We start from the raw sequence: 24,670 nt of genomic DNA on the forward strand, positions 1-24,670 counted from the left end.
CGTAATCGCCTTTTTGTATATGACGGTCGCGTCAAACGCAAGGAACCGACGCCACAAAACGCCGACAGCCGCACAATCGCGCGGCTGTCATTCCCACTTCTAGCCCGAAATCCGGCGCTATTTCAGCGTCACCAATTTGTCCACCAACTCGGAGTAATCGGTTTTTTCGATGCCATGAACCTTTTTGTTGAACTCGTCGATCTTGGACGAATAGTTCATGGAGCAGAATTTCGGCCCGCACATCGAGCAGAACGCAGCCTTGTAATAGTCGCCACCGGGCAACGTCTCATCGTGCATGGACCGAGCCGTCTCCGGATCGAGTGACAGGGCAAACTGCTTTTCCCAATCAAAGGTGTAACGAGCGTAGCTGAGCGCGTTGTCGCGATCCTGCGCTCCGGGACGATGACGCGCAACATCGGCAGCATGTGCCGCGATTTTGTACGCGATAATGCCGTCCTTCACGTCCTTCTCATTCGGAAGCCCGAGGTGTTCTTTCGGCGTCACGTAGCAGAGCATCGAGGCTCCGTACCAGCCGATCATGGCGGCGCCGATTGCGGATGTGATGTGGTCGTACCCAGGCGCGATGTCTATCACGAGCGGGCCGAGTGTATAGAACGGTGCGCCAAAGCAGTACTCGACTTCCTTGTCGACCTGGTCCTTGATCTTGTCCATCGGCACGTGCCCGGGGCCTTCGATCATCACCTGCACGTCTTCTTTCCAGGCCTTTGCGGTCAGTTCTCCGAGCGTCTTGAGTTCGGCGAACTGGGCTTCGTCGCTGGCGTCGGCGATGCAGCCAGGGCGAAGTCCGTCGCCGAGCGAGAAGGAGACGTCGTATTTCTTGAAGATTTTTACGATGTCGTCGAAGCGCTCGTACAGGAAGTTCTGCTTATGATGGTGGGCCATCCACTGCGCCAGAATTGCGCCGCCACGGCTCACAATGCCGGTGATGCGCTTGGAGATCATCGGCAGGTACTGAATGAGCACGCCGGCGTGGATAGTCATATAGTCCACACCCTGCTGCGCCTGCTCTTCTATGACCTCGAGCATGATGTCGGCGTTCAGATCTTCGACGCGTTTTACGCGGGCGATGGCTTCGTAAATCGGAACGGTACCAACCGGAATCGGCGAGTGGCGAAGAATAGCTTCGCGGATTTCATGAATGCCGCCGCCGGTGGAAAGATCCATCACCGTGTCGGCGCCGTAGTGGACCGACGTATGCAGCTTCTTCAGTTCTTCATCTACGTTGGAGGTAACGGCGGAATTTCCAATGTTGGAATTGATCTTGCATTTGGCGGCGATGCCAATCGCCATCGGCTCGAGTTCAGGATGGTTAATATTGGCCGGGATGATCATGCGGCCGGCAGCCACTTCGTCACGAACGGTCTCTGGAGAAATCAATTCCTTCTGCGCGACGTACTGCATCTCCTCGGTGATCACGCCCTTGCGAGCGAAGTGCATCTGGGAGAAATTATGGTCGCCGATGCGTTCGGCTTCCGCCCGGCGCTTTGCTGTCCATTCCGCACGCGGCCTCTGAATCCAGCCGGATTCCCTGCCCGCGAGATTGCCGTTTCCGTTCGGGTTCGTCATTGAAAATCCCCTTTAGCTCTATAAAAACCATCATTATACGCTGCGTAAGTATAAGTCACATGGACCGGTGACACTTGACCCAACCTATTGTGCGAGTACAATTTAGTAGGTACCTCGAATGAGCAACCGATATATCCGCTTCGGTCTTGTGTCCGCCGTCATTATTCTCTCCCTCGGCTATCTCGCCTACACCGGCGTGCAGGAGAGCAAGAGCTATTACGTCACTATCAAGGAATTGAACACCATGGACGACAGCGCGCACAGCAAGAGGCTGCGCGTCGCCGGCAACGTAAAGCCGGGTTCCATCAAACGGCAAGGATCCAGGGTCGAATTCCTCCTCGAGGAAGAAGGACGCACGCTGCCCGTTGTTTATACGGGGACGGAAGTTCCTCCGGATACGTTCAAGGATTCCTCACAGGCACTCGCCGAAGGCAGCTACGGGCGCGACGGCGTCTTCCATGCCAAGCAACTCCAGGCCAAGTGCGCATCGAAATACGCTCCCCAGGAGCAGCAACAACAGCAAGGTGCTCCGGCAAGCCCGGTACAGACTTCGCAAAAAACCCAATAGGCAAAAATTGTGGAGGAGCCCGGGACGTGGTCCCGGGCTTTCCGTTTGGTGGTCGCGTTATGCAGCAGCTTCTCTGGTGCTCTCGCTCGAGAGCGCTTCCGACAATTTCTGCGCCGCCACTGAGATCGCAACCCTGGTCGCTGGAGTTTCCGAGATCGCGTTCAGCAGGGCGAAATCGTGAATCGTAGCAAGCGCGCGAATCACGGTTGTTTCGACTCCCGCCTCGATCAGCTTGCGCGCGTACCCTTCTCCTTCGTCGCGAAGCACGTCGTTTTCGTCGGTGATGAGCAGTGCTGGTGGCAATCCTTTGAGTTGTTCGGTGGTGGCAAGAATCGGAGAGGCGGTGATTTTCTTGCGGTCCTCCGGGTTGGGGGCATACGCATCCCAGAACCATGCCATGGCATTGGCAGTCAGCCATGGCCCGTCCGCGAACTGGCGATACGACTCAGTGGACATGGAAGCATCGGTGACGGGATAGAGCATCACCTGGTACTGGATCTCCGGTCCGCCGCGCTCTTTCGCGAGCAACGTGACAGCCGCGGTCATGTTGCCGCCCACGCTGTCACCGGCAACGGCTAAACGCGAGGAATCAAGCCCAAGTTCGGCCCCATGCTCAGCAACGTACTTCGTGGCCGCATACGCCTGCTCGATCGGAACCGGGAACTGCGCTTCGGGTGACGGAGTGTAGTTCACGAACACGAATGCGGCTTGCGTTGCGTTGGTGAGGTCGCGCAGCAGTCGATCGTGCGTGTGCTTGCTCCCAAGAATCCATCCGCCTCCGTGGAAGTACATCACCACCGGCAGAGGTCCAACACTTCCGATGGGACTGTAGATTCGGACAGACACTTCCCCGGCCGGACCTACAGGGAATGTGCGGTCATCGATCTCGGCCGGAAGTTTCTCAACCGGCCCGGACTGTGCGCCTTCGAGCACGCTTCGGGCGTCGGCGTACGAAAGCTGGTAAATCGGCTTGCCTCCCTGACTCGCGAGAGTGTCAAGGAACGCTTGTGTGGTGGGCTCCAGAATAGGTTTTTTTGCAGCAGCCATTGGTGAATCTCCTTTCAGGCTGTGGGTGCGATTGATTTATGTGTAGCTTTAGCTCGCCCGTGCCGCGCGGGTCGCGATAATAGGGGAAATGTGAAATTTCTTAACGGCGCGAATGCCGATGGCAATGAAGACCGCAAGCACCAGGAACTGCGCGATTGCAAACGGAGGCTCCGTCTGCTTCGGCGCCAGCGCCTTCAGGGAAGGAATCTTCGCGAAGGCCTGTACCACGGCGACGAAGCAGTTCAGGTATAGAGCGGTCATGCCGGTCACGATGTAAATCCATCGCCAACGTCCCGCTAGATGTTTTGCATAGAGCGCGAACAGGGCGATGAGGAGAACCACGAACGAGATAGCGCCGACAATGTGCGAGGGGAGAATCTTTTCCGCGGAAAACAGGTATCCGGTGAGGCTGGTTAGAACAGTGGTGCTCAGGAAGATCGCGGTCCATCCGGGAAGCCGTTTGCTGTTGAATAGCCCGTAGACAACGACGAAGCCTGAGGCGATCCCTGCAAGACTGATGACAACATGCAGGAGTGTGAAGGCCGAGAGCGATATGCCGAGAACCATGCTGCGCCTCCGTGCTGAACCAAGATGATCGCGGTTCCGGGTTCGATACATAAATTCGTTTTATGCTGTGGATGGGCGTTTTGGATGCGGTGAAGGGTTCGCCTGAAAGTGCACCGGTCCTGATTCAACTCTCCGCTACAATAGTCAGGAACTTCTTATCGTGACTTCATCGATCAACTCAGAGCGCGTTGTCTCGCTGGCCAATGTCGCGAGGCTTTACGGTCGTTTTGCGGCGCTGCGCAACGTCACCGCTGAGTTCAGCGGCTCGAAGCTCTATCTCATCCTGGGCGAGAACGGCGCGGGAAAGAGCACGTTGCTGCGAGTGATCGCTGGCCTGATTCGGCCCACACGGGGCGAGTTACTGGTTCTGGGCTCGAAAAACATTCGTGAAGTCGCACCGCAGTTCGGATACATGGCACATGCGTCCATGCTCTACGACGAGTTGAGCGGCATGGAGAATATCAAGTACTTCGCACGTCTGTATGGAATCACCGACTCCGCCGCTTGCGAGGACATCATCCGCAGGGTAGGCCTTGATCCCACCCTGCCGCGGCGCGTTGGACAGTACTCGCAGGGAATGCGCCAGAGAATTTCTCTCGCACGGGCAATCCTGCATCATCCGAAGCTCTTGCTCCTGGATGAACCGTTCTCGAATGTGGACGCGCAATCGGCACAGGAAATGGTTCGTCTGCTGGGTGAAATGCGCGATGCGGGCACCATCATCTTGCTGGTGACACACCAACCGGGACTGCTCGAGCACGTGGCCGACGAAGCTGTATTCATGAACGCCGGTGAGATTGTTTCCCGTCGAGTGATGCGAGCCGAGGTGCCTTCGTGACGTTTGCTACAACTCTGCGCAACAGCCTTGGTAAAGACCTCCGGCTCGAGTGGCGGTCGAAAGACGCCATCAACTCGATGTTGTTCTTCGCGCTGTTAGTGGTGGTGATCTTCAGCTTCTCGTTCGAGCTATCGGCCGAGGAGTCGAGGCGTATAGCAGGTGGACTGATCTGGGTCGCATTGTTGTTTGCGACCGTGGTAGCTCTCAACCAGACCTGGGCTCGCGAGTTAAGGAACCAGGTTCTTGACGTTTACCGGATCGCACCAGCGCCGCTCGAGTCACTCTTCCTCGCGAAGGTTCTTGGCAACTTCATATTCGTTTCGGTACTGGAACTGCTGATCACGCCTCTTTTCATCGTGTTCTACAACCTGCGCAGTGTGGGCCCGTGGTACTACCTGGTGATCGCAAGCATTCTGGGCAACTGGGCGTTGGTGGTAAACGGAACATTCTTCGGGGCGATCTCACTTCGGACTCGCAGCCGAGAAGTGCTGTTGCCGTTAATACTTTTTCCGGTCTCGATTCCTGCGTTGTTGGCCATGGTGAGTGCAACCACGGTAACGCTCACCGGTGAATCGTCACCGTACCTGTCGCTCGTATTTTTGGCGGTTTACGATATCGTGTTTACATTACTCGGGCTTCTTCTGTTCGAGACGGTGCTACAAGCTGAATGAAAACCAAGTTCGTAGTCTTCGCTCTTGTCACGCTTGCGCTGTTGTCGTGGGGACTGTACGAAGCGCTCGTGGGCGCTCCGACGGAAGCCACCATGGGGCACGTCCAACGAATCTTCTACTACCACGTCCCGTCGGCATGGGTCGGATTTCTGTGCTTTATCGCTAACTTTGTGGCGTCCCTGATTTACCTGAAAACCCGTAGCGCCAGGGTGGATGCGGTAGCCGTTTCTACCGCTGAAGTCGGCGTTGTCTTCTGCACCATCGTCCTGCTGACGGGGCCGATCTGGGCCCGGCCGGTGTGGGGCATCTGGTGGACCTGGGATGCGCGCCTCACTTCAACTCTTGTGCTGTGGCTCATTTACGTGAGTTATCTGATCCTGCGGCGCTATTCGGTCGGCGGCCCCAACCCGGTCCTCGCAGCGTCACTGGCTGTATTTGGATTCATCGACGTCATCTTCGTATATATGGCGATCCGTTGGTTCCGCACCCAGCATCCGCAACCCGTGATTGGTGGGGGTGAGAACTCCGGCATCGATCCCATGATGCTGAAGGCGCTGCTGATCAACTTCGCCGCATTCGCCGCGTTTGGATTCCTCGTGATCTGGTTACGGTACACGCTGGAGCGAGTGCGACAGAGAGTGGAGGAAGCACATGCGATGAAAGCGCTGGGGAGTGCCCGATGAAATTCTTGTATGCGGCTTATATCGTTACGTGGGCAGTACACATCGTGTACATCGCCATACTCGTGAGAGGCTTCCGCAAGGTGGAAGACGATCTTCGCGACCTGGAGCGTTAGTCTATATGTCGAGCGCCGTCACGCCGAACGCATCGATCAGATCGCAGGTATTTCGCGCGGCAACATTCAATCCGCTCGCTGCGGCAGGGCTCGTATTTATCTTCATCTTTGTTTGTTTCGCGCTGTTTGCGCCATGGATCGCTCCACAGGATCCCGCCTTCATTGATTTGCCATCCCGATTGATGAAGCCCTCGGCGCATCATTGGTTTGGGACCGACGAGCTCGGGCGCGACATCCTCTCGCGCATCATCTACGGCGCGCGCCTCTCGATGCTCGTCGGAATCGGTGTCGTCTCTGGATCTCTACTGCTCGGCCTGATCATCGGCTCGCTCGCCGGATACTACGGCGGAAGGCTCGACCGCTTCGTCAACGTCATCGTGATGAATGCCTTCCTATCGTTCCCCGGCTTCCTGCTCGCCATCGCCTTCGTTGCATTTCTCGGGCCGGGCCTGTTCAACCTGATCTTCGCTCTAATTCTGGGAGGATGGGTCGGCTATGCGCGTTTGGTGCGCGCGCAAGTGCTGGCCGTCCGCGAGCGCGAATTTGTGGAAGCGGCGCGGGCGCTTGGCGCAAGCGATCTGTGGGTTCTCGGCAGGCACATTCTTCCCAACATGATCCAGCCGGTTATCGTACAGGCTGCCATTGGCATGGCCGGCGCGATCCTCGCGGAAGCGACCATGAGTTTCCTGGGACTCGGAGTACCGCCGCCAACCGCAAGTTGGGGCACCATGTTGAATGACGGGCGATCACACCTCTTCGATGCGCCGCACCTTGTGCTCTTCCCCGCGGTCGCCGTCATGCTTGCGGTTCTGTCCTTCAACTTTATTGGAGATGCTCTGCGGGATTACCTCGATCCTCGAGCGAGGATCGAGGCAGGACTTTGATCAACGACGAGATGAACCGCGACTTCCTCCGATTACCCAGTCAATGGAGATCGAGCCTGCGCCCATAAAGATGAGCGCGAAAGCCATGGCGGCGAGAGCAAGTGGGAACTCGTAACCGCCCAGCAATCCCTGCTTCCAGTGAACCTTGAAAACTGCAACCAGCATGTTGATGCATACGGCAACAGCCGCAAATCGCGTAAGCAATCCCGCGACCAGCAACATGCCGCCTACAAACTCGGCTCCGGCAGAAAGATAGCCTAGCCAACCGGGCATTCCCATCGCGGCCACATTCCCCACGTGCCTCGACAATCCACCGAAGACCTTCCCATATCCGTGCCCGATCATGATGGCACCGAGAACGACGCGGAGCACAAGAAGCCCCAGCGGTTGGAGCCGATCCAAAAATTGCAGATTCAACAAACGGCCTCCCATTAAGTAATCGTAAAACTACTCCACGAATGCTTCGCGGTATTGAATTTCAATGCCACGTTCGGCCATTGCGGCCAGGAATGCCTCGGCCGAAACGTCACGCTCCTGCAAGAGCGCACCGCGTTTTTCTATCATGCCAGACGCCATCATTTGCACCACTACCGCCGCAGGCCAGGCAGTCGTGCGCATCATGGAGGTCATCTGAGTCGCCGGGTCAAAGCGATCCACGAGCGTGAAACTCAAAACTCGTTGCGGCTCCTTGTTCCGCCGAAACAGGCTGTGCTTCTGTTCGGAATGTGCTTCCACGCGCATCACCGTCAAATCGGGGTCTTTCCCGGCAAATTTCTCCAGGAACAACGATGTCGTCATCACACGTGGTGACATCTCGACGCCGTTGATCTTTCGCTTTTCGCTCGAGAACATGCCTAGATCGTAAAGTCCGCGGATCAGTTCGAAATGTCCCTTGTAGCGGAGCGTCTTCTCGAAGCATTCGCCGACTTTTCCGGCGAAGGTCTCGGGCAGCGTGGAGGTTCCGCCCGAAGTGTGGAAGGCATCCAGCGGCGGAAGCCCTTTAATTCGGAAGGTCTCGAGTTCGCTGAGAGGCTCAATCTTCTGAATTTTTCCTTTGCGAAGAACGTTGGCCGGCTCGCAGTACTCGTTGATCAATCCTTCCACGGAAAAAACCAATTGGTAATTGAACGGAGGCTTCGGGTTCTCAGGTAATCCGCCGACGTAAATTTTCAGAGCTTCCGCGCGACCACCGATCCGCCGCATCAGTTCTCCGGCCAGAATCGAAGCCATACCTGGGGAGAGTCCGCAGTCCGGAGCAAGAGCAACGCCGGCCTTTTCTCCCTTGCGGGACAATTCGAGCGTTTTGCGAACGACGACATTGTTTCCGCCGAGGTCAGCGAAGTGGCACTTGGCGCTGATAGCGGCCTTCGCAAGTCCCAGGTTATAGAAATACGGGACCGCCGACAGGCACGCATCGTGACCGCGCATCAGTTTGTACGCTGCGCGTTCACTGGAAGCGTCGACTTTCTCGGCCGCAATTCTCTTGCTGCCGATGAGCTTATTCAGGCGAGCAGCCGCCTCTTTCGCACGCTTGTGATCTGTATCGGCCAGAGTCACCGACCTGACGTCGGGGTTGCGCGCCATGTCATAAGCAGCTGCAGAGCCCATCATCCCGGAACCGATTACTAAGAGCTTCATATCAAGTCCGTTCGCACGAGAATTAGAAGCAGACATTCTCTATTGTCCGCTGCGGAAAGTCTAATTGCGTACAATCGATCCATGCCGGAAGAACGAATCCATGTGGTGCTGTATTGCCCGAAGTGCGAGCGTGAAGTCAGCGATCCGTTGATTTGCGGTGACTGCTCCGCTGTGATCTGCAGAGTCTGCGGCACGCCGCTCGAATCGCCCGACGAACTTGCCATGGGTTGATAACAAACCTGCCACCGCTCCGATTCATCTTTAACTGGACAATGTCCAATCCAGGAACCCCATCCAGTCCGGCCAGGGCCTACGATCCCTTTGCTGCCGTTTACCACCGCGATATCGCCGGACATTTCTACCGTAAAGCATTTCTCGCCATCGAGAAGCTGCTACTCTCCAAAATTCCCCGAGGCGGCGCAGTTCTGGACCTGTGCTGCGGATCAGGGGAGATGGCACGGGAGTTGTCGGCGAGGGGTTATCGGGTAGTCGGCCTCGATGGCTCACCGGAAATGGCCAAGATCGCCCGCGCGAACGCGCCACAAGCGAAGTTTTTCGTTGCCGATGCGAAATGCTTTTCCGCAGCCCCTGTCTTCGACGCAGTGCTCTCGAGTTTCAACAGTCTCGCTCATGCGCATGACGCGAACGAACTTCGACTCATTCTTCAGAATGCCAAAGCTGCGCTCAAGCCTCATGGTATTTTGCTCTTCGATCTGAGCATGGAGGAACAGTACGCGGCAAAGTGGCGCGGCTCCTTTGGTGAAGTGCACGAGGACGTTTCGTGGATTGTTCGGGCCAGCTTCAATGCTGATGCGAGACTTGCCCGCAACGACATTACGTTGTTCCGGAAGAACGGTACTTCATGGAAACGTGAAGATTTTTCTTTTTCACAGACCTGCCATTCGCGAACCGAGGTAGAGAACGCAGCACTCGCAAACGGATTCAGTCACATCGAATCGTTTGATGCCGAAAAAGATCTGGGAATCGAGAAAGAGGGCGGGCGGCGATTCTTTCGATGTCAGTAGCAAACCCACCCTGCCGTGGGGGACAAGGTGGGTTCCCATCAGATTACTTAGGGAAGACGCGATCAGCGATCGTATCCCGGTGGAATGTGGCGTTTTCTCGGGTTTGATTCCATCCATCCGCGTTCGAGGGTGCCGAGCGATCTGAGGCTAGATCCTGCCAGGAGTTGTATCTCGTAAGCGTCAGGAAATTCCATGGACCGCCCTCGAGATGTTGCATCATCACATTCCCGGTCTCAATTTTTCCGCCTGCTACAGGCGACAGAGTCTTCTCCAGTTGATCGCGGTGTCCTGGTGCCGCGCGATACGTGCTCACGATGTAAACGGCATTGGCAGTCTTCGAAGCGTTTTCGCCGATACCCATTTCCCGGGTGAAGTCCTTCCACGAGGGCCCGGCGACAAATGTGTCGCCATGCCATGCGCTCAGGTCGCGAACCGAAGGCGGAGTGGTGCTAGGCGAGGCATCTACAGTCGCCTTGGTTCCAAGGTGCTCGATAACGACGTAATCCCATTCATCGCCTTCCTGGTGGCGAAGAACAATAAAGTGGCCCGGCATGGGCGCGCTTGAGTCGACAGTCGCCAGTGCACGACCCAACTCAGCGGCTTTTCCCAGTGCGGCTTTTGTAAAGTGGACATGGTAGACATCTGTGTTAGCGGCGGGTTTGCTTGCGGGCGCCTGGGCCAGCATGACTGTGCTGAGCAGAACGGCCAAGCACACGTATTTGATTGATTTCACCGACTCCTCCAGTTATCGCTTTTGATTTTGCGAACCTTACCTGACCCATGAAGCCGGTATAGAAGTGTTTCAGGGGGAAAAGAAAGTGCGCGAAGTATAGCAGGCAGTGGGCGCAACACAACAAATATGTGAGTGCTATTTTTGTAGCAGTGCGATCCGGGCTATGGATGCACGGGCGCAATCACGCCTGCCGGAAGTTTGACCTTTGCTTCTTTCGGTTTTGCCAACCATGATTCAATTTGCGGCAGTGCCGCGCGTGCAACTTTCTCTCCGGCGGCGATCAGTTCTGGCGCGCGCTCGAAGCCGTCGTAGCTGAACCCGCGCACATCGGGCGTAATAATCACATCGGCGGCCGATTCCCATAGCCCGCACATCTTTTGCTGTGCGATGGAGAAGCATTGCCCGATGACGTCGAACACGTGGCGAGGGCCGCTCAAGTTCACCCAATGCGCGCTCAGGTAGACCCCAATCACTCGATCGGCGCCCATCTCCCGCAGCGGCACGGTGGGTACGGCGTGTCCGAGCAAGCCGTCGATCAAGAGCCGGCCATCGATGTTCACCGGTAGGAACATGCCCGGATAGGCGCAACTGGCGCGAACGGGTTCAATGAGATCGCCGGAGCGGAAAACAACCGCATCTCCCGTCACGAAATCCGTTGCAGTCACGGCGAGCGGAATCTTCAATTCCTCAAACGTGTGAACCTTCAGCATTTTTCGCAGGAAGCCCGACATCCGGTCGTTGGTCGCGATTCCCAATCGCGAAATTGTCCACCGCGCAAAATGCTTGAACCGAACGAGCGCCGCGATCTCTTCCAGTTCTTTCGCCGAAATGCCGCTGCAATATGCGGCGCCAATCACCGAGCCGACGCTGGTGCCGGCCACGAACCTGACCGGAATGCCTTCCTGCTCCAAAACCTTGAGTACGCCAATATGGGACAAACCCCGGGCAAAGCCGCCTCCCAGCGCGAGGCCAATCGACGGTTCTTTCGTTGGTTGTGTTGGCTGGATAGGGCTTTGGCGTGTATGACCGAACTGCCGGGCAAATGCTCCGATGCCACGTGCGACTTTACCTATCTTGTTCAAGGTCGCCGGGACCCCACATCCCTCTTTATACGGCGAATTACAATACGTTAGGATGCTGTGCTCCACTGGAATGTTTCAGCACTGCATCACTTTGGTACCCAAACAGCGCCAGCGTTTGGCGCCAAAATGTGCCAGTGTTGCGGAAAACGCGGGATTTCGGGCATGATTCGAGAATTTTCAGCCGGAGGAGTCGTGGTCCGGCGAATGAAGCACCGATGGTGGGTCGCAGCCATTGAGCCGCAAGGACGCCGCAGCCCAGCAGCCAAGCCGAGCCCTCGCGAATCGACGCTTGCCCTGCCGAAAGGCGCGGTAGATGCCGGGGAAACCGCCGAACAGACCGCTCTGCGCGAGGTTCACGAAGAGACCGGCGTTATCGCTGAAACGATCGAAAAACTCAAGGACATCAAGTATTACTACATTCGCAGTTGGGGCGATCACCAGCGGGTGTTCAAGATCGTCAGCTTCTACCTCCTGGCCTACAAAGCCGGCAAACTGGGCAATATCTCGCCGGAAATGAAGAAAGAAGTTCGGCGGGCCCTGTGGATCCCTCTGGAAGATGCCGGCAAGGAACTGTCGTATCCGGGCGAACGCGATGTTGCACGGCTCGCAGCCGAATGGGTACTCGGGCACCCAGAACTCGAGGATCGTTTTGCACCGGGCGGTGCGAAGGCTGCCAAGGCGGCCGACCCAAATCCGGAATAATCACACGCAATTGTGACGGATGCACTTGCGCTTTCATCAAAATATCGATCGTGGTTACCGTCGTAACTTACTGATTCCCAAAGATTTATTTCACTTTTCGTATTGACAGTGGATGCAATTAACCCTAAGATAAGTTCAATTAAATAAGGCGCGCGTCGTTGCCATCCTCACCCCACATCTTCTTCGGCGCGCGCCGCTTCTGTTTTTAGGGCGCTTTCGCCGACTGAACTTCCCTTTTAGCTCTTACGTATCTGCGACTTAGGCACTGCTGTTCTCATCTTTGTAGCAGCGGTCTTTACACATGATCCTTAGGTTACTCATCGTCATTCTGGTTTTTGTACTTTCCTATCTTTCCCAGAGGTTCTGGTTCAAATCCCTTTGGAGGGCCACCGAACGGTGCGTCCCCTGGAAGCGCCGAGTTCTGCGAGGGCTGGTCGTTGCGGCCCTCACGCTGGTGATACTCAGCTTTTCCGAGCGTGTCGTTGGCCGCTACTGGCTGCCGCGCGTCGGGGTTCTGCAGGACGTCACGGCTCTTACTCAGCTCTGGCTGTTCACCTCACTTTTCGCTTTCCTGTTGTTCGGACTGGTCAGGCTGATCGAGACGGCCTGGTTCAAATCGAAAGATCTTCTGACGCGCACCAAGCCGTCTGGGCCTGCCGATCACAACCGCAGAGCTTTCTTCCGTTACGCGGCCCGGACGGCGGCCGCCATCCCCTTGGTGGCGGGTATCTACGGCTTCGCCTCGGAACGTTTTCGCTTCCGGGTCCGTGAGGTGAACGTCCCGCTCCAGGATCTGCCAAAGGGCTTAGACGGCCTTCGCATTGTCCAGATGAGCGACATCCATGCCGGCGATTACATGCCCATCGACGAACTCCGGCGCGCCGTGGACATGGCAAATAACCTCCGTGGGCACATCGCCGTTATCACCGGTGACTTTGTTTCCAACGAACACGATCCGCTCGACCATTGCATCGCGGAACTGAGTCGGCTCAAGGCGCCTTTGGGCATCTGGGGATGCAACGGCAATCACGAGATTTACGCGAAGGCCGAAGAACGCTCGCAGGCATTGTTCCAGCAGCACGGCATGACCCTGCTCCGGCAGGAAAACCGTCAGATCGAATTCAATGGAGCAAAGTTCAACTTGATCGGCGTGGACTATCAGCGCGACCAGATGGTCGCCGGTCCCAAAATGCCGATGCTCTACGACGCCAATTCTCTCGTGCGGCGAGACATGCCGAACATTCTGCTCTCCCACAATCCCAACAGCTTCAACCGCGCGGCGGAGATGGGAATCGAACTGAGCCTGGCCGGTCATACACACGGAGGACAGGTGAAATTCGAGATTCTCGACAAGAACATCACTCCGGCACGTTTTATTACCGACTTCCCCGCGGGTCTGTTCGATTTACCTCTGTCCGGCAGCTCTGTTGCATCCAACCTGAAGCGGTCATTTCTGTATGTGAATCGCGGGCTTGGAACCTTCGCCTTACCGGCGCGGCTGGGTGTGGAACCGGAGATCACGCTTCTGACGCTGAGAAGCGTTTGAGCCGCAGAAATTGCGGCGTTAGAGCAGTTTGCTAGTAGTCCCACTTCTCGCGTGTTTCGGTTGACGAAACCACCTCCAAGCGATTTCACTAGTTCGCATGGCCGTGGGGATGAACTTGAAACGCATTGATAAAGTTGCTGTCCTTGGCGCCGGAACGATGGGTGCGCGCATTGCTGCTCACCTGGCGAATGCCGGCGTTCCCTCTTACCTGCTCGACATCGTGCCGCCCGACGCCGACGGTCCTGCCCGCAATAAGATTGCGCAGGCCGGACTGGATGGTGCGATCAAATCGAAGCCCGCGGCATTCTTCGAGCCCTCTCTCGCCAAGTTGGTGAAGGTCGGCAACTTCGATGACAACCTGAAATGGCTGTCCGAATGTGATTGGGTGATCGAAGTCGTCGTCGAGAACGTGGAGATCAAGCGCTCCCTCTTGCGCAAGGTCGAACAGGTACGCAAACCCGGAACGATCATCACCACCAATACCAGCGGACTACCCGTGGCCAGCATCGCCGAAGGATTCTCGGAAGACTTCCGGCGCATGTGGTTCGGCACACACTTTTTTAATCCGCCGCGCTATATGCGCCTGCTGGAGATTATCCCCACGCCGGAATCGGACAAATCGGCCATGGATGCGATCGCACACTTCTGCGACGTGCGTCTTGGAAAAGGGATTGTCTGGGCGAAGGACACGCCGAATTTCATCGCCAACCGCATCGGAACCTTCTCGGCGTTGAACGTTATGAAGGCCATGCAGGAGATGGACCTTTCGATCGAAGAGGTGGACGCGCTCACCGGCACCGCAGTGGGCTGGCCAAAGACAGCGACATTTCGCCTCATGGACCTTGTCGGCCTCGACATCCTCGGTCACGTTGTCTCCAACATGACGGCCAATGTGAAGGACGAGCGCGGCGACCTTAAGATCCCCGACTTCTATCGTCAAATGATCGAGCGGAAAATGCTCGGCGATAAGACCAAGGGCGGCTTCTACAAGAAGGTCAAGGGACCGGAAGGCGAACAGCGTCTCGGACTCGACTGGAAAACTCTCGAATACCGTCCGCGCCAGAAGGCACATTTCGCTTCCCTCGAGATGGCCAAGAACATTGAGGACACGGCGCAGCGCCTGAAGATGCTGCTCAACCTTGACGGAAGCAAGCCAGACAAGGCCGGCCACTTCCTCTGGCGTACCCTGAGCGATCTTTGGAACTACGCCGCAAATCGTGTTCCGGAGATCAGTGACACGGTTGTCGAAATCGACCGTGCCATGAAACTGGGCTTTAACTGGGAGATGGGTCCGTTTGAGTTGTGGGACGCCGCCGGTGTAGAAGCTACCGTCGCCCGGATGAAGAAGGAAGGCAAGCCGGTAGCCACGAACGTCGAGAAACTTCTGGCGGCCGGCGTCAAGACCTGGTACGAGGACTGTCCGCACGCCGCGTCGGGCAGATCGTACTTCGACCTGCGCTCGAATTCCTATGAACATGTCCAGGTTCCTGAAGGAGTCTGGTCTGTTACGGTCGCGAAGAAATCCGAAGGCGTAGTAAAGAAGAATGCCGGCGCATCGCTCGTTGACCTCGGCGACGGCATCGGCTGCATCGAGTTCCACTCGAAAATGAACGCAATCGGCGGCGACATCGTCCAGTTGATTACTGAGACTTTGAAACCGGGTTCTCAGGTCGGCGCCAACTTCGATGGGTTCGTGATCACCAACGACGCCTCGAACTTCTCCGTCGGCGCGAACATCATGCTTCTGCTTATGTCGATTCAGGAAGGCGAGTGGGACGAGATCGACTTCATGATCCGCGGCTTCCAGAACATGACGCAGGCCATCAAGTTCTCGCCGAAGCCGGTGGTCTGTGCGCCTTTCGGCATGACGCTCGGCGGCGGTTGCGAAGTAGCCCTGCACTCGTCTGTCCGGCAGCCGCACGCGGAGCTCTATATGGGACTGGTGGAAGTCGGAGTGGGATTGCTGCCCGGTGGCGGCGGTTGCAAGGAAATGACGCTGCGTGCCGTCGATGCCGCGACTTCAATTCGTCCGGATGGACGTGGCGAGTCCGTCGAACTGATGGAAGCCATGAAGCGCGTGTTTGAAACTGTTGCCATGGCGAAGGTGTCAACGTCGGTGAACGAAGCACGCAATCTGGGCTTCCTCTCCCATAGTGACCTCGTCAGCATGAATCGCGAGCGCCAACTTTCGGACGCGAAAGCCTGCGCTCTTGAGCTGGCACGGCTCGGATACAAGCCTCCGGTGCCGAGAACGGACGTTCCCGCTCCAGGCGAAAACATTCTTGCCACGCTGAAACTGGGCGTTCACATGATGCGTCAGGGCGACTACATCAGCGACCACGAGCAAAAAATCGGCAACAAGGTCGCTGAGGTGCTCTGCGGTGGAGCGGTTTCACCAGGAATGCCAGTCAGCGAGCAGTATCTGCTCGATCTGGAACGTGAAGGATTTAAGTCGCTCTGTGGGGAGCGAAAGACGCAGGAGCGGATTCAGTACACACTGAAGACCGGCAAACCCCTGCGGAACTAGTGGGATTTTAGGAAATCGCTATGCTTGAAGTCGTAATCGTTTCATCTGTTCGTACTCCCGTAGGCAAAGCCTATAAGGGTACGCTCCGCGCCACGCGGCCTGATGATCTGGCCGCAGTGGCGATTAAGGGCGCACTCGAACGCGTGCCTCAACTCGATCCGAAAGAGATTGAAGATGTCATCATCGGATGCGCGATGCCGGAGGCCGAGCAGGGCATGAACGTTGCTCGTATCGCTTCCCTGCGCGCCGGACTGCCCGTCGAATGCTCCGCCATGACGATCAACCGTTTCTGCTCGTCAGGATTGCAGGCGATCTCTCTGGCAGCGGACGCGATCGCAGCCGGCCGCGCGGAAGTCGTCGTTGCCGGCGGAACCGAGTCCATGACCATGATCCCCATGGGTGGACACAAGGTCTCTGCGAATCCGTGGCTCGTTTCGAATTATCCGGATGCCTATCTCTCGATGGGTTTGACGGCGGAGCGTTTGGCGAAGCGCTACGGCATCACCCGCGAGCAGGCCGATGAGTTTTCCTTGCGCTCGCATAAGAACGCCATCGCCGCCATCCAATCCGGCAAGTTCGATGACGAAATTGTTCCCGTACCCGTAAGCTTCACCACCCCGAACGGTTCGAAGCCGAAGCGTACGGAAATCGTCTTCAAGGTCGACGAAGGCCCGCGTGCCGACACCACAATAGAAGCACTCTTAGCGCTCAAACCTGCCTTTCACGTGAAAGGCACTGTCACCGCCGGTAACTCGTCCCAGATGTCGGACGGAGCAGCGGCATCGGTCGTAATGTCTGCCGAGAAGGCGAAAACGCTCGGCCTTAAGCCACTCGCTCGCTTTGTCGCATTTGCCACTGCCGGATACAAGCCGGAAGAGATGGGTATCGGGCCGGTTTACGCGATCCCGAAGGCACTGAAGATCGCCGGCCTCAAACTCGGCGACATCGACGTCATCGAGTTGAACGAAGCCTTCGCCGCTCAGTCGCTGAGCGTCATCAAGGAAGGTGGTCTCGACCCAGAGAAGGTGAATCCAAATGGAGGGGCCATTGCACTCGGCCATCCGCTGGGATGCACCGGAGCCAAACTAACGGCGTCTATCATCCGTGAACTCAAGCGGCGCAACGGGCGTTATGGAATCGTGACGATGTGCGTCGGCGGTGGAATGGGCGCAGCAGGAATTATCGAAAGCATGCAATAAAAGACGGGAGAGCACTATGGCAACAGCAGCAATTCCGAAGAACAAGATTATGGGTGCGAGTTTCCTCCTTGAGGATCGCACTCCCGAAGAAGTCTTTACCCCCGAAGATTTCAACGAACAGCATGTGCTCATCGCCCAGACGGCAGAGGAGTTCGCAACCAAGGAAATCGTCCCCGCCAACGATGCGATCGAAGCCAAGCAGTTTGACGTCACCCGCGGTCTGCTGAAAAAAGGCAGCGAGCTCGGCCTCTCTTCCGTAGACATCCCCGAGGAATACGGCGGGATGGAGATGGACAAGGTGACCTCCGCGATCATCGCTGATCGAATCGCGAAGTCTGGAAGCTTTTCAGTCGCCTGGGGCGCTCACGTGGGTATTGGCACGCTGCCGATCGTGTGGTTCGGCACCGCCGAGCAGAAAGCCAAGTACCTGCCGAAGCTGGCCTCCGGCGAATACATCGGCGCTTACGCCCTTTCGGAATCCTCCTCCGGTTCGGACGCCCTGAGCTTGCGAACCAAGGCCGTTCTCTCGCCCGACGGAAAGCATTACATCCTTAACGGCGAAAAAATGTGGATCTCGAACGCGGGGTTCGCCGACGTCTTCATTGTGTTCGCGAAGATCGACGGCGAGAAGATGACTGCCTTCATCGTCGAGCGCACGTTTCCCGGCTTCAACGTAGGAGCTGAAGAGCACAAGATGGGAATCCGCGGATCCTCTACCTGTCCGCTCATTCTCACCGACTGCCAAGTCCCCGTTGAAAACGTCTTGGGTGACATCGGCAAAGGGCACGTGATCGCCTTCAACATCCTCAACGTGGGTCGTTTCAAGCTTGGTGCGGGTTGCGTCGGCGGCGCGCGTAACTCAATGACGAACGCCATCCAGTACGCAAAATCCCGCAAGGCCTTCGGGAAGACGATCGCCGACTTCGGCCTCATCCGCGAGAAGATCGCCCGCATGGCGACCCATATCTACGTGGGTGAGAGTGCGGTCTATCGCACCGTAGGCATGATGGACACTGCGCTTAGCGACATAGACAAAACAGCGCCCGATGCCACCCAGCAAATCCGCAAAGCCATCGAGGAATACGCGGTAGAGTGCTCCATCATCAAGGTCTGGGGCTCGGAAATGCTCGACTTCGTTGTGGATGAAACGGTGCAGATCTACGGCGGCTACGGTTTCGTCGAGGAGTATCCAGCTGAGCGAGCCTATCGCGACTCGCGTGTGAACCGCATCTTCGAGGGCACCAACGAAATCAATCGTCTCATCACCACCGGCTTCGTGCTGAAGCGTGCCATGACGGGCCAACTCCCGCTGATGCCGAAGATCAAGCAGGTGCTCGACGAAGTCATGGCTGGCCCTTCGTTCAGTGAAGGCGCGGAAGGTCCCATGGCGGCAGAACGCGCCGTGGTAGCAAATGCCAAGAAGATTGGCCTCTTCTCCTCCGGCGCCGCTTCGCAGAAGTACATGGCTGCTCTTGCCGATCAGCAGGAAATCATGGGCGCCATTGCCGACATGATTATCGAGGGCTACATCATGGAGTCGGCACTGCTGCGGACCCTAAAGCTGATCGAGAAACAGGGTGAAGCCGCGGCGGCCCTGGCCATCGCCATGACCCAGGTCTATATCGCCGAAGCCATGGAGCGGATCGAATCGGCCGCACGGCGTGTGATTGCTGCGGTCGCCGAGGGTGACATGCTCCGGACGCAAATGGCCATCCTGCGGCGGCTTGCGAAATACGAGCCTTTCAACACCATCGGCCTCACTCAGCAGATCGCCTCACGTACTCTGGATGCCGGTAAGTACGTCATCTCCTAAAGTACTGGGATGAACAACGGCGGGTGCTTCGGCACCCGCTTTCTTATTGGGAAAATCGCCATGCATTCAGCTCTCGACTTTGCATCCTCGCCAATGATTTAACATCTACTTAGGTAAGCTATGAATACTTTTAAGACTGCGTTCCTGCTGACATTGATGACGTTGCTGATGCTCGCCATCGGACAGTACTTTGGTGGCGAACGCGGCATGATCATGGCCCTGGTTTTTGCCGGCGTCATGAACTTCGTCTCGTACTTTTTCTCCGACAAGATTGCCTTGGCGATGTACGGCGCTAAGCCTGTCACTCGCGAACAATCTCCACGTGTTTATGGGATCGTCGAACGGTTGACCCAGCGCACCGGGTTGCCGATGCCCAAGCTGTTTGTCATCCCATCCGAATCCCCGAATGCGTTCGCAACCGGCCGAAATCCGAAGCATGCGTCTGTGGCGGTCACGGAAGGCATCCTGCAATTGCTGACCGACGAAGAACTTGAGGGCGTGCTGGCGCACGAACTCGGCCACGTTCGCAACCGCGACATTCTGATTGGATCCGTTGCCGCAACCATTGCCGGCGCCATCACCATGCTGGCAAGGATGGGCTTCTGGTTTGGAGGCAGCCGCGACGACCGCGACCGTGGAGGAAGTCCGATTGGCGCCATCGCTATGCTGATTCTGGCTCCGCTGGCTGCCATGCTGATCCAGATGGCCGTCTCGCGTTCGCGGGAATACGCTGCCGATGCCACGGGCGCGCACATCACCGGAAACCCGTACGCTTTGGCCAGTGCGCTCCGCAAACTCGATGCCTACTCGCGTCGCATCCCGATGATGGGCAGCCCTTCCACGGCTCACCTTTTCATCGTGAAACCTATGCTGGGCATGGACGTTGCGAGCCTGTTCTCCACTCACCCGCCGATCGCGAAACGAATCGAACGGCTCACCGGCAGGCCGGCTGAATTCCAGGCCTGATGGCTTGAACTGATCGCTTGAACAAGAAGGCTGGGCGCGAAAAGGCCCAGCCTTTTTGCATTCAGCTTGTCTCGGATCGTGTAGAACGGTACAAGTGCAAGTACTTCAGTTATCACCGTTCCACTACTGAATGCGGTAATTGAATGCGCGCCGCTGAGTTAGAATCCAAACGAATGTCCACACAAACTCTCAAGGCGTCGTCGCGGGCAGCGGCGCTTGAAAGCGCGTTGCGCAGCATCATCCGGGGCCAGGACGATGTTGTCCGTTTGTCATTGGTATGCCTGTTCGCGAGAGGGCACCTGTTAATCGAAGGCGTGCCCGGAGTCGGCAAGACCACGCTGGCGCAAGCCATCGCTCGGGCGCTCGACGTCGACTTCCAACGCGTTCAGTTCACCGCGGACATGTTGCCGAGCGACGTCCTCGGCATCTCGATGTACTCCACCGTTGAGCAGAAGTTCGAGTTCAAGCGCGGTCCCGTATTCACCAACGTTCTGCTCGCCGACGAAATCAACCGCACCACCCCGAAGACGCAGTCCGCCTTGCTGGAAGCCATGAACGAGCACCAGGTGACGGTCGATCGCGACTCCTATCCATTGCCGCAACCTTTCCTGGTAATCGCGACGCAAAACCCAGTCGAACATCATGGCACCTATCCGCTTCCCGAATCGCAGATGGACCGCTTCCTGATGCGGCTTCACATGGGCTACCCAGCGGCTGAGAGCGAGCGACAGATCCTGCGCGCCGAAGCCGGCGCCGCCCGCCTCGACGAAGTACAACCGATCTTGAGCAGAGAAGAAGTCATCGCGATTCAGGAAGAAGTCACCGGCGTGACCGTAGACGATTCGCTGGTTGAATACGCGCTCGCCATCGTGAACCGGACTCGCCAATCGGCGCACCTTTCGCTCGGTGTGTCACCTCGCGGTTCGCTGATGCTGTATCGCGCCGCTCAGTCTTTGGCTTTTGTCGACGGACGAAACTTCGCCACACCAGAAGACTTCAAGACGCTTGCCATCCCCGTCTTCTCTCATCGCGTGGTTGTGAGCGGTCGCTACTCTTCTACTTTGAAGAAGTCTGAGCAATCAGAGCAGATTCTGCGGGAAATCGTAGAGAGCGTGCCGGTTCCTGTCTAGTTTCGAGATCAGCAGAATAGCTTCATCAGGCCGGAAGCCGGCAGATCGGGCACTAGAAATTGCTTGCCTGTCAGGGCCTCTGCAGCCAGGTAGCCGCTTCGCACAGCCCCTTCCATCGTCGCCGGCCAGCCTGTATCGGTCCAGTCTCCGGCCAGAACGATGCGGGGCCATCCCGTTTGCGCCTTCGGACGATACTCATCCACGCCCGGTTTCGGTGAGTACGTGGCGTGAACTTCCTTGATCACCGTTGCCTTCTCTAGCTTCGCCTCACGGACCAGCGGCAAGAATTCGCCCAGTTCCTTCACGGCAAGGTCGATAATCTCCTGTCGCCCCATCTCCACCAGCGACTTCGACGCGCTGACCACCAGTTCCACATAGCTTCCCGACCCGTCGCGGTTCAGTAGCTTCGACTTGTGGAACATCCACTGGATCGTCCGGTCGAGCAGAACGGCATGCTCAAGAGTGGTGATCTGCCGATCAAACCACAGGTGTATGCCCGTGATGGGAGAGCTTTCAAAATGACCGGCCATCTCTCGAATGGCGGCCCCTACATTGTCTCCAGGAAGCAAGTTCGCAACGGTATTGAACGGAACTGCAAGCACAGCGTAATCGGCCTTAACTTCCTGTCCGCTGACGCCGAGCACTACCCCCGAATCCCCGGCCGCAAAACTCTCGACGGCCGCGCGCAAATTCACTTCGCCGCCACGTTCACGGATGTAATCTCCCGCGGCGCTGTACAACTCACTCAACGGGATCGCCGGGATTCCCATGCGACCAGCTTCTACCGACTTAAGGAACGACTCCCGAAAAACTAGTGCCCCGTATCGAATCGAGCAGTTCTCCAGATTTTCATTCAGCGCACTAACCAGCACCGGAGCCCAGAACCGCGAGATCGCGCACTCCGTCTGCCCACGGCTGCGCAGCCACGCGAGGAACGATCTTCCGTCATCGTTCACGTCGCCCATAAGCTCAAGCATTGCTTTAGCTATTGCCAGTTTGTCGGAGAAACCAAGGGCTCTGGCTGTTAGGAATGTTGGTGCGGTGTGCAACGGTGCGGGCAAAGCTCCGATCGCAATTTCGGAGTTCCTTCCCCCCGGTTCGAGAAAGTTCAACCGATCAAACCAGCGGATTTGATTCTCCACCCCGCTTCGTCGATATAGATCAATCAAGTTCGTGCAACATCCGAGCAGCACGTGCTGGCAGTTGTCGACGACCTCCCCGGTCCCCGGATGCTGATAAGACGAGGCTCTTCCTCCCAAGTACGGACGCCGCTCGAACAGCGTCACCCGGTATCCTGCATCGGCAAGCGCACACCCCGCCGCAAGGCCGCCAAGGCCGCCGCCCACAACTGCGACCGTTTGACTTGTGTTTATTGCCGGCATGACTTCAAGCGTTACTTCAGACGCTTCAGCATTCCTTTCGCCAGCACTTTGACTTTTTCCCACGTCGTCAACCGGACCTTTTCTCCAAGTACGCTGTACTCCTGCTTTGCGATCTTATCGAGTAACCGGCTATAGATTTCCACCAGCGTCCAAAGCGCAGGACGGCTGTCCTCATCGATGTAGTTCAGAAGTTCATACCCGGACTTGTAGAACTCACGTGCGCGGTCCGCTTCCAGCATCAGCAACGGCTTCAGGTTTGGGACATTGGAGCTCGTTGCCAGTTCGTTGGGTTCAACATGGAACTGCTTCAGGTCCGCCGCCGGAAGATACACCCGGCCCATCTGAGCATCTTCCTTTACGTCGCGGATGATGTTCGTTACCTGGAACGCAATTCCGGTTCGTTCAGCGAGTTTTTCAGCCCGCGGATGCTGGTACCCAAAGATGCAGATGCAAACCAGGCCAACCACCGAAGCGACGTGGTAGCAATACTGATAGAGATCATCGAAAGTACGGTAAAGAACAACGGGCGCACCCGGCGTAGTAGGTTGAGCGGCGCCGAAATTCAAGTCCATCGTGGTGCCGTAGACGAGTTTCTCAAGCAGATGGCTCGGAATCTTGAACCGCTGTTTCGCGTTTGCCAGAGCTAGAAGAACCGGGTCATCCGTCGGTCGTCCTGCATCCACCGCGTGGAAACCTTCCATCAGAGTTTCCAGCCTGGCCCGTCGTTCCGCGTCCGAAATTCCCGGTGCGTCCGAGATGTCGTCGGCATTCCGCATGAACGCGTACACCGCACAAAGAGCATCACGCTTTCGGCGCGGTAACACGAGGAATCCGTAATAGAAGTTCTTGGCGGAAGCTCTGGTTATGCTCCGGCAAACCGCATACGCCGCCCTTAGTTGGAGTGGAGCGGCTTTGTTCGCCGGACGGCGTGCCGTGTCGGCCGCCGCCATCAAAAGACCCTCCTCAGGGCCGCACCCAGGACGAGCGCCACCTTCCGCGACTTCGAAATCGACGGTCGCGACTTAAGCACGTTGAAGTCCTGCCGTTCGATCGCGTTCAAGATCTCCTGCCCTCCCCGGGTGAAAAGTTCGATGTCCGTGCCCAGCTTCTCGTCTACCAGGTTCGCGAGCGGAAGTCCCATGTTGAACAGGTCTCGCGCACGTCCGACTTCGTACTTCATCAGTTCGCGGAATTCCGGTGAAAACCGACGCTCTGCAATCTGTTGCTCGGTCACACCGAAACGCTCCATATCTTCCAGCGGTATATAGAGACGTCCTTTTTCCCAGTCGACGGTAACGTCCTGCCAGAAGTTCGCAAGCTGCAACCCTACGCACGTGTAATCGGAAAGCTTCTGGAGTGCCTCGTCACTATACCCGCACACGTAAAGCACCAGGCGGCCCACCGGATTCGCGGAATTCCGGCAATATCCAAGCAGGTCCTCAAATCGCTCGTACCGTGTGGTCGTCTGGTCCTGCCGGAAAGCAATTAGCAGGTCGGCAAAGGGCTTCTTCGGGATGTCGCAGACTCGAACGGTGTCAGCCAGCGCAACAAACACCGGATGCTTCGCGCGGCCTTCGTAGCATGCGTCGAGTTCTTGTTCCCATGCATTCAGCAGCCGAAGCGACTTCTGCGGATCACCTGCCTCATCTCCGAGGTCGTCTGAAATCCGGCAGTACGCGTACACAGCATAAAAGTGTTCGCGCAGTTGCGACGGAAGGAACCATGTGGCGACTGAAAAGTTCTCGTAGTGGCTGGTAGCCAGGCGCCGGCAATATTCGCGTGCTTCCTTTAAAGAAGGTGCCGTCGCAGGCGTGACATAACTGGAGGGCAATGCAGACCAATCTGAAGCGGTCAGTGGTGTGTTTCCGCCCTGGGTCATGATTTCCATTATAGGTAAGGTATGGAACTTCAGAAGTGACAAAGGACGAAGCTCTCTGTGATGAACTCGAACTTCGTCCTCTGCCCTCGG

Annotated in this window: 24 protein-coding genes; 14 read left to right on the forward strand and 10 right to left on the reverse strand. The window is 57.0% G+C overall.

Features of this window, described 5'->3' with window-relative positions; all coding sequences use genetic code 11:
- Positions 1-117 precede the first annotated feature (117 nt).
- Positions 118-1,587, reverse strand: a complete 1,470-nt coding sequence (gene thiC / locus VN577_20550; GenBank protein HWR17231.1) for a phosphomethylpyrimidine synthase ThiC — start codon at positions 1,585-1,587, stop codon at positions 118-120.
- Between the two features lie 118 nt (positions 1,588-1,705).
- Between thiC and VN577_20555 the strand changes: the two genes are divergently transcribed.
- Entirely contained in the window at positions 1,706-2,155 is a 450-nt protein-coding gene (locus VN577_20555) for a cytochrome c maturation protein CcmE (protein HWR17232.1), read from the forward strand.
- A gap of 57 nt (positions 2,156-2,212) precedes the next feature.
- Here the strand turns inward: VN577_20555 and VN577_20560 are convergent, their stop codons facing one another.
- Together VN577_20560 and VN577_20565 are read right to left on the reverse strand one after the other, a co-directional pair.
- Positions 2,213-3,202, reverse strand: coding sequence for an alpha/beta hydrolase (locus tag VN577_20560; GenBank protein HWR17233.1), 990 nt, complete (start codon positions 3,200-3,202; stop codon positions 2,213-2,215).
- A 48-nt stretch (positions 3,203-3,250) separates the two neighbouring features.
- Positions 3,251-3,769, reverse strand: coding sequence for a hypothetical protein (locus tag VN577_20565; GenBank protein ID HWR17234.1), 519 nt, complete (start codon positions 3,767-3,769; stop codon positions 3,251-3,253).
- A gap of 160 nt (positions 3,770-3,929) precedes the next feature.
- Between VN577_20565 and VN577_20570 the strand changes: the two genes are divergently transcribed.
- The 4 genes from VN577_20570 (at position 3,930) to VN577_20585 (ending at position 6,958) form a co-directional block, all read left to right on the forward strand.
- Positions 3,930-4,607 (forward strand): ABC transporter ATP-binding protein, encoded by a 678-nt coding sequence (locus VN577_20570; GenBank protein HWR17235.1) that lies wholly within the window; start codon positions 3,930-3,932, stop codon positions 4,605-4,607.
- The gene (locus tag VN577_20575) at positions 4,604-5,278 is read left to right on the forward strand and encodes a heme exporter protein CcmB (protein HWR17236.1); all 675 of its coding nucleotides are present in this window, start codon (positions 4,604-4,606) and stop codon (positions 5,276-5,278) included. The genes VN577_20570 and VN577_20575 overlap by 4 nt, the downstream gene beginning before the upstream one ends.
- On the forward strand, positions 5,275-5,961 hold the full coding sequence (gene ccsA / locus VN577_20580) for a cytochrome c biogenesis protein CcsA (protein ID HWR17237.1): 687 nt from the start codon (positions 5,275-5,277) through the stop codon (positions 5,959-5,961). The genes VN577_20575 and ccsA overlap by 4 nt, the downstream gene beginning before the upstream one ends.
- Before the next feature lie 118 nt (positions 5,962-6,079).
- Positions 6,080-6,958 carry an ABC transporter permease gene (locus VN577_20585; GenBank protein ID HWR17238.1) on the forward strand — a complete coding sequence of 293 codons (879 nt, stop codon included), beginning with the start codon at positions 6,080-6,082 and terminating at the stop codon, positions 6,956-6,958.
- Here the strand turns inward: VN577_20585 and VN577_20590 are convergent, their stop codons facing one another.
- Together VN577_20590 and VN577_20595 are read right to left on the reverse strand one after the other, a co-directional pair.
- Positions 6,959-7,375, reverse strand: a complete 417-nt coding sequence (locus VN577_20590) for a DoxX family protein (protein ID HWR17239.1) — start codon at positions 7,373-7,375, stop codon at positions 6,959-6,961.
- A 30-nt stretch (positions 7,376-7,405) separates the two neighbouring features.
- Positions 7,406-8,596 (reverse strand): saccharopine dehydrogenase C-terminal domain-containing protein, encoded by a 1,191-nt coding sequence (locus VN577_20595; GenBank protein HWR17240.1) that lies wholly within the window; start codon positions 8,594-8,596, stop codon positions 7,406-7,408.
- 81 nt (positions 8,597-8,677) lie between these two features.
- On the opposite strand from VN577_20595, the gene VN577_20600 reads away from it, so the two are divergent.
- Both VN577_20600 and VN577_20605 read left to right on the forward strand, forming a co-directional pair.
- Positions 8,678-8,827: a hypothetical protein gene (locus tag VN577_20600; GenBank protein HWR17241.1), complete on the forward strand. Its 150-nt coding sequence runs from the start codon at positions 8,678-8,680 to the stop codon at positions 8,825-8,827.
- 41 nt (positions 8,828-8,868) lie between these two features.
- Positions 8,869-9,621 carry a class I SAM-dependent methyltransferase gene (locus VN577_20605; protein HWR17242.1) on the forward strand — a complete coding sequence of 251 codons (753 nt, stop codon included), beginning with the start codon at positions 8,869-8,871 and terminating at the stop codon, positions 9,619-9,621.
- 43 nt (positions 9,622-9,664) lie between these two features.
- Here the strand turns inward: VN577_20605 and VN577_20610 are convergent, their stop codons facing one another.
- Together VN577_20610 and VN577_20615 are read right to left on the reverse strand one after the other, a co-directional pair.
- Positions 9,665-10,354, reverse strand: coding sequence for a hypothetical protein (locus VN577_20610; protein ID HWR17243.1), 690 nt, complete (start codon positions 10,352-10,354; stop codon positions 9,665-9,667).
- Between the two features lie 161 nt (positions 10,355-10,515).
- Complete coding sequence (locus VN577_20615; GenBank protein ID HWR17244.1) at positions 10,516-11,436, reverse strand: patatin-like phospholipase family protein; 921 nt, start codon at positions 11,434-11,436, stop codon at positions 10,516-10,518.
- Between the two features lie 204 nt (positions 11,437-11,640).
- On the opposite strand from VN577_20615, the gene VN577_20620 reads away from it, so the two are divergent.
- From VN577_20620 to VN577_20650, 7 genes are all read left to right on the forward strand, one after another.
- Positions 11,641-12,138 (forward strand): NUDIX domain-containing protein, encoded by a 498-nt coding sequence (locus VN577_20620; GenBank protein HWR17245.1) that lies wholly within the window; start codon positions 11,641-11,643, stop codon positions 12,136-12,138.
- Positions 12,139-12,439: 301 nt separating this feature from the next.
- Positions 12,440-13,684, forward strand: a complete 1,245-nt coding sequence (locus tag VN577_20625; GenBank protein ID HWR17246.1) for a metallophosphoesterase — start codon at positions 12,440-12,442, stop codon at positions 13,682-13,684.
- Positions 13,685-13,799: 115 nt separating this feature from the next.
- Positions 13,800-16,211 (forward strand): 3-hydroxyacyl-CoA dehydrogenase NAD-binding domain-containing protein, encoded by a 2,412-nt coding sequence (locus VN577_20630; GenBank protein HWR17247.1) that lies wholly within the window; start codon positions 13,800-13,802, stop codon positions 16,209-16,211.
- A 20-nt stretch (positions 16,212-16,231) separates the two neighbouring features.
- Positions 16,232-17,410, forward strand: coding sequence for an acetyl-CoA C-acyltransferase (locus tag VN577_20635; GenBank protein HWR17248.1), 1,179 nt, complete (start codon positions 16,232-16,234; stop codon positions 17,408-17,410).
- A 16-nt stretch (positions 17,411-17,426) separates the two neighbouring features.
- Positions 17,427-19,223 (forward strand): acyl-CoA dehydrogenase family protein, encoded by a 1,797-nt coding sequence (locus VN577_20640; protein HWR17249.1) that lies wholly within the window; start codon positions 17,427-17,429, stop codon positions 19,221-19,223.
- A gap of 120 nt (positions 19,224-19,343) precedes the next feature.
- On the forward strand, positions 19,344-20,189 hold the full coding sequence (htpX, locus tag VN577_20645) for a zinc metalloprotease HtpX (GenBank protein ID HWR17250.1): 846 nt from the start codon (positions 19,344-19,346) through the stop codon (positions 20,187-20,189).
- Positions 20,190-20,362: 173 nt separating this feature from the next.
- Positions 20,363-21,319, forward strand: a complete 957-nt coding sequence (locus tag VN577_20650) for a MoxR family ATPase (GenBank protein HWR17251.1) — start codon at positions 20,363-20,365, stop codon at positions 21,317-21,319.
- Positions 21,320-21,327: 8 nt separating this feature from the next.
- On the opposite strand, the gene hpnE is transcribed toward VN577_20650, so the two are convergent.
- From hpnE to hpnC, 3 genes are read right to left on the reverse strand one after another with little or no spacing between them, the layout of a single operon-like run.
- Positions 21,328-22,701 carry a hydroxysqualene dehydroxylase HpnE gene (gene hpnE / locus VN577_20655; protein HWR17252.1) on the reverse strand — a complete coding sequence of 458 codons (1,374 nt, stop codon included), beginning with the start codon at positions 22,699-22,701 and terminating at the stop codon, positions 21,328-21,330.
- 11 nt (positions 22,702-22,712) lie between these two features.
- On the reverse strand, positions 22,713-23,651 hold the full coding sequence (locus VN577_20660; protein ID HWR17253.1) for a phytoene/squalene synthase family protein: 939 nt from the start codon (positions 23,649-23,651) through the stop codon (positions 22,713-22,715).
- On the reverse strand, positions 23,651-24,580 hold the full coding sequence (gene hpnC / locus VN577_20665) for a squalene synthase HpnC (GenBank protein HWR17254.1): 930 nt from the start codon (positions 24,578-24,580) through the stop codon (positions 23,651-23,653). Before hpnC ends, VN577_20660 begins: the two co-directional genes overlap by 1 nt.
- Positions 24,581-24,670: the final 90 nt, after the last annotated feature.

It is taken from the genome of Terriglobales bacterium, assembly GCA_035561515.1.
In the GTDB taxonomy this organism is placed as follows: Bacteria; Acidobacteriota; Terriglobia; order Terriglobales; family Acidobacteriaceae; genus DATMXP01.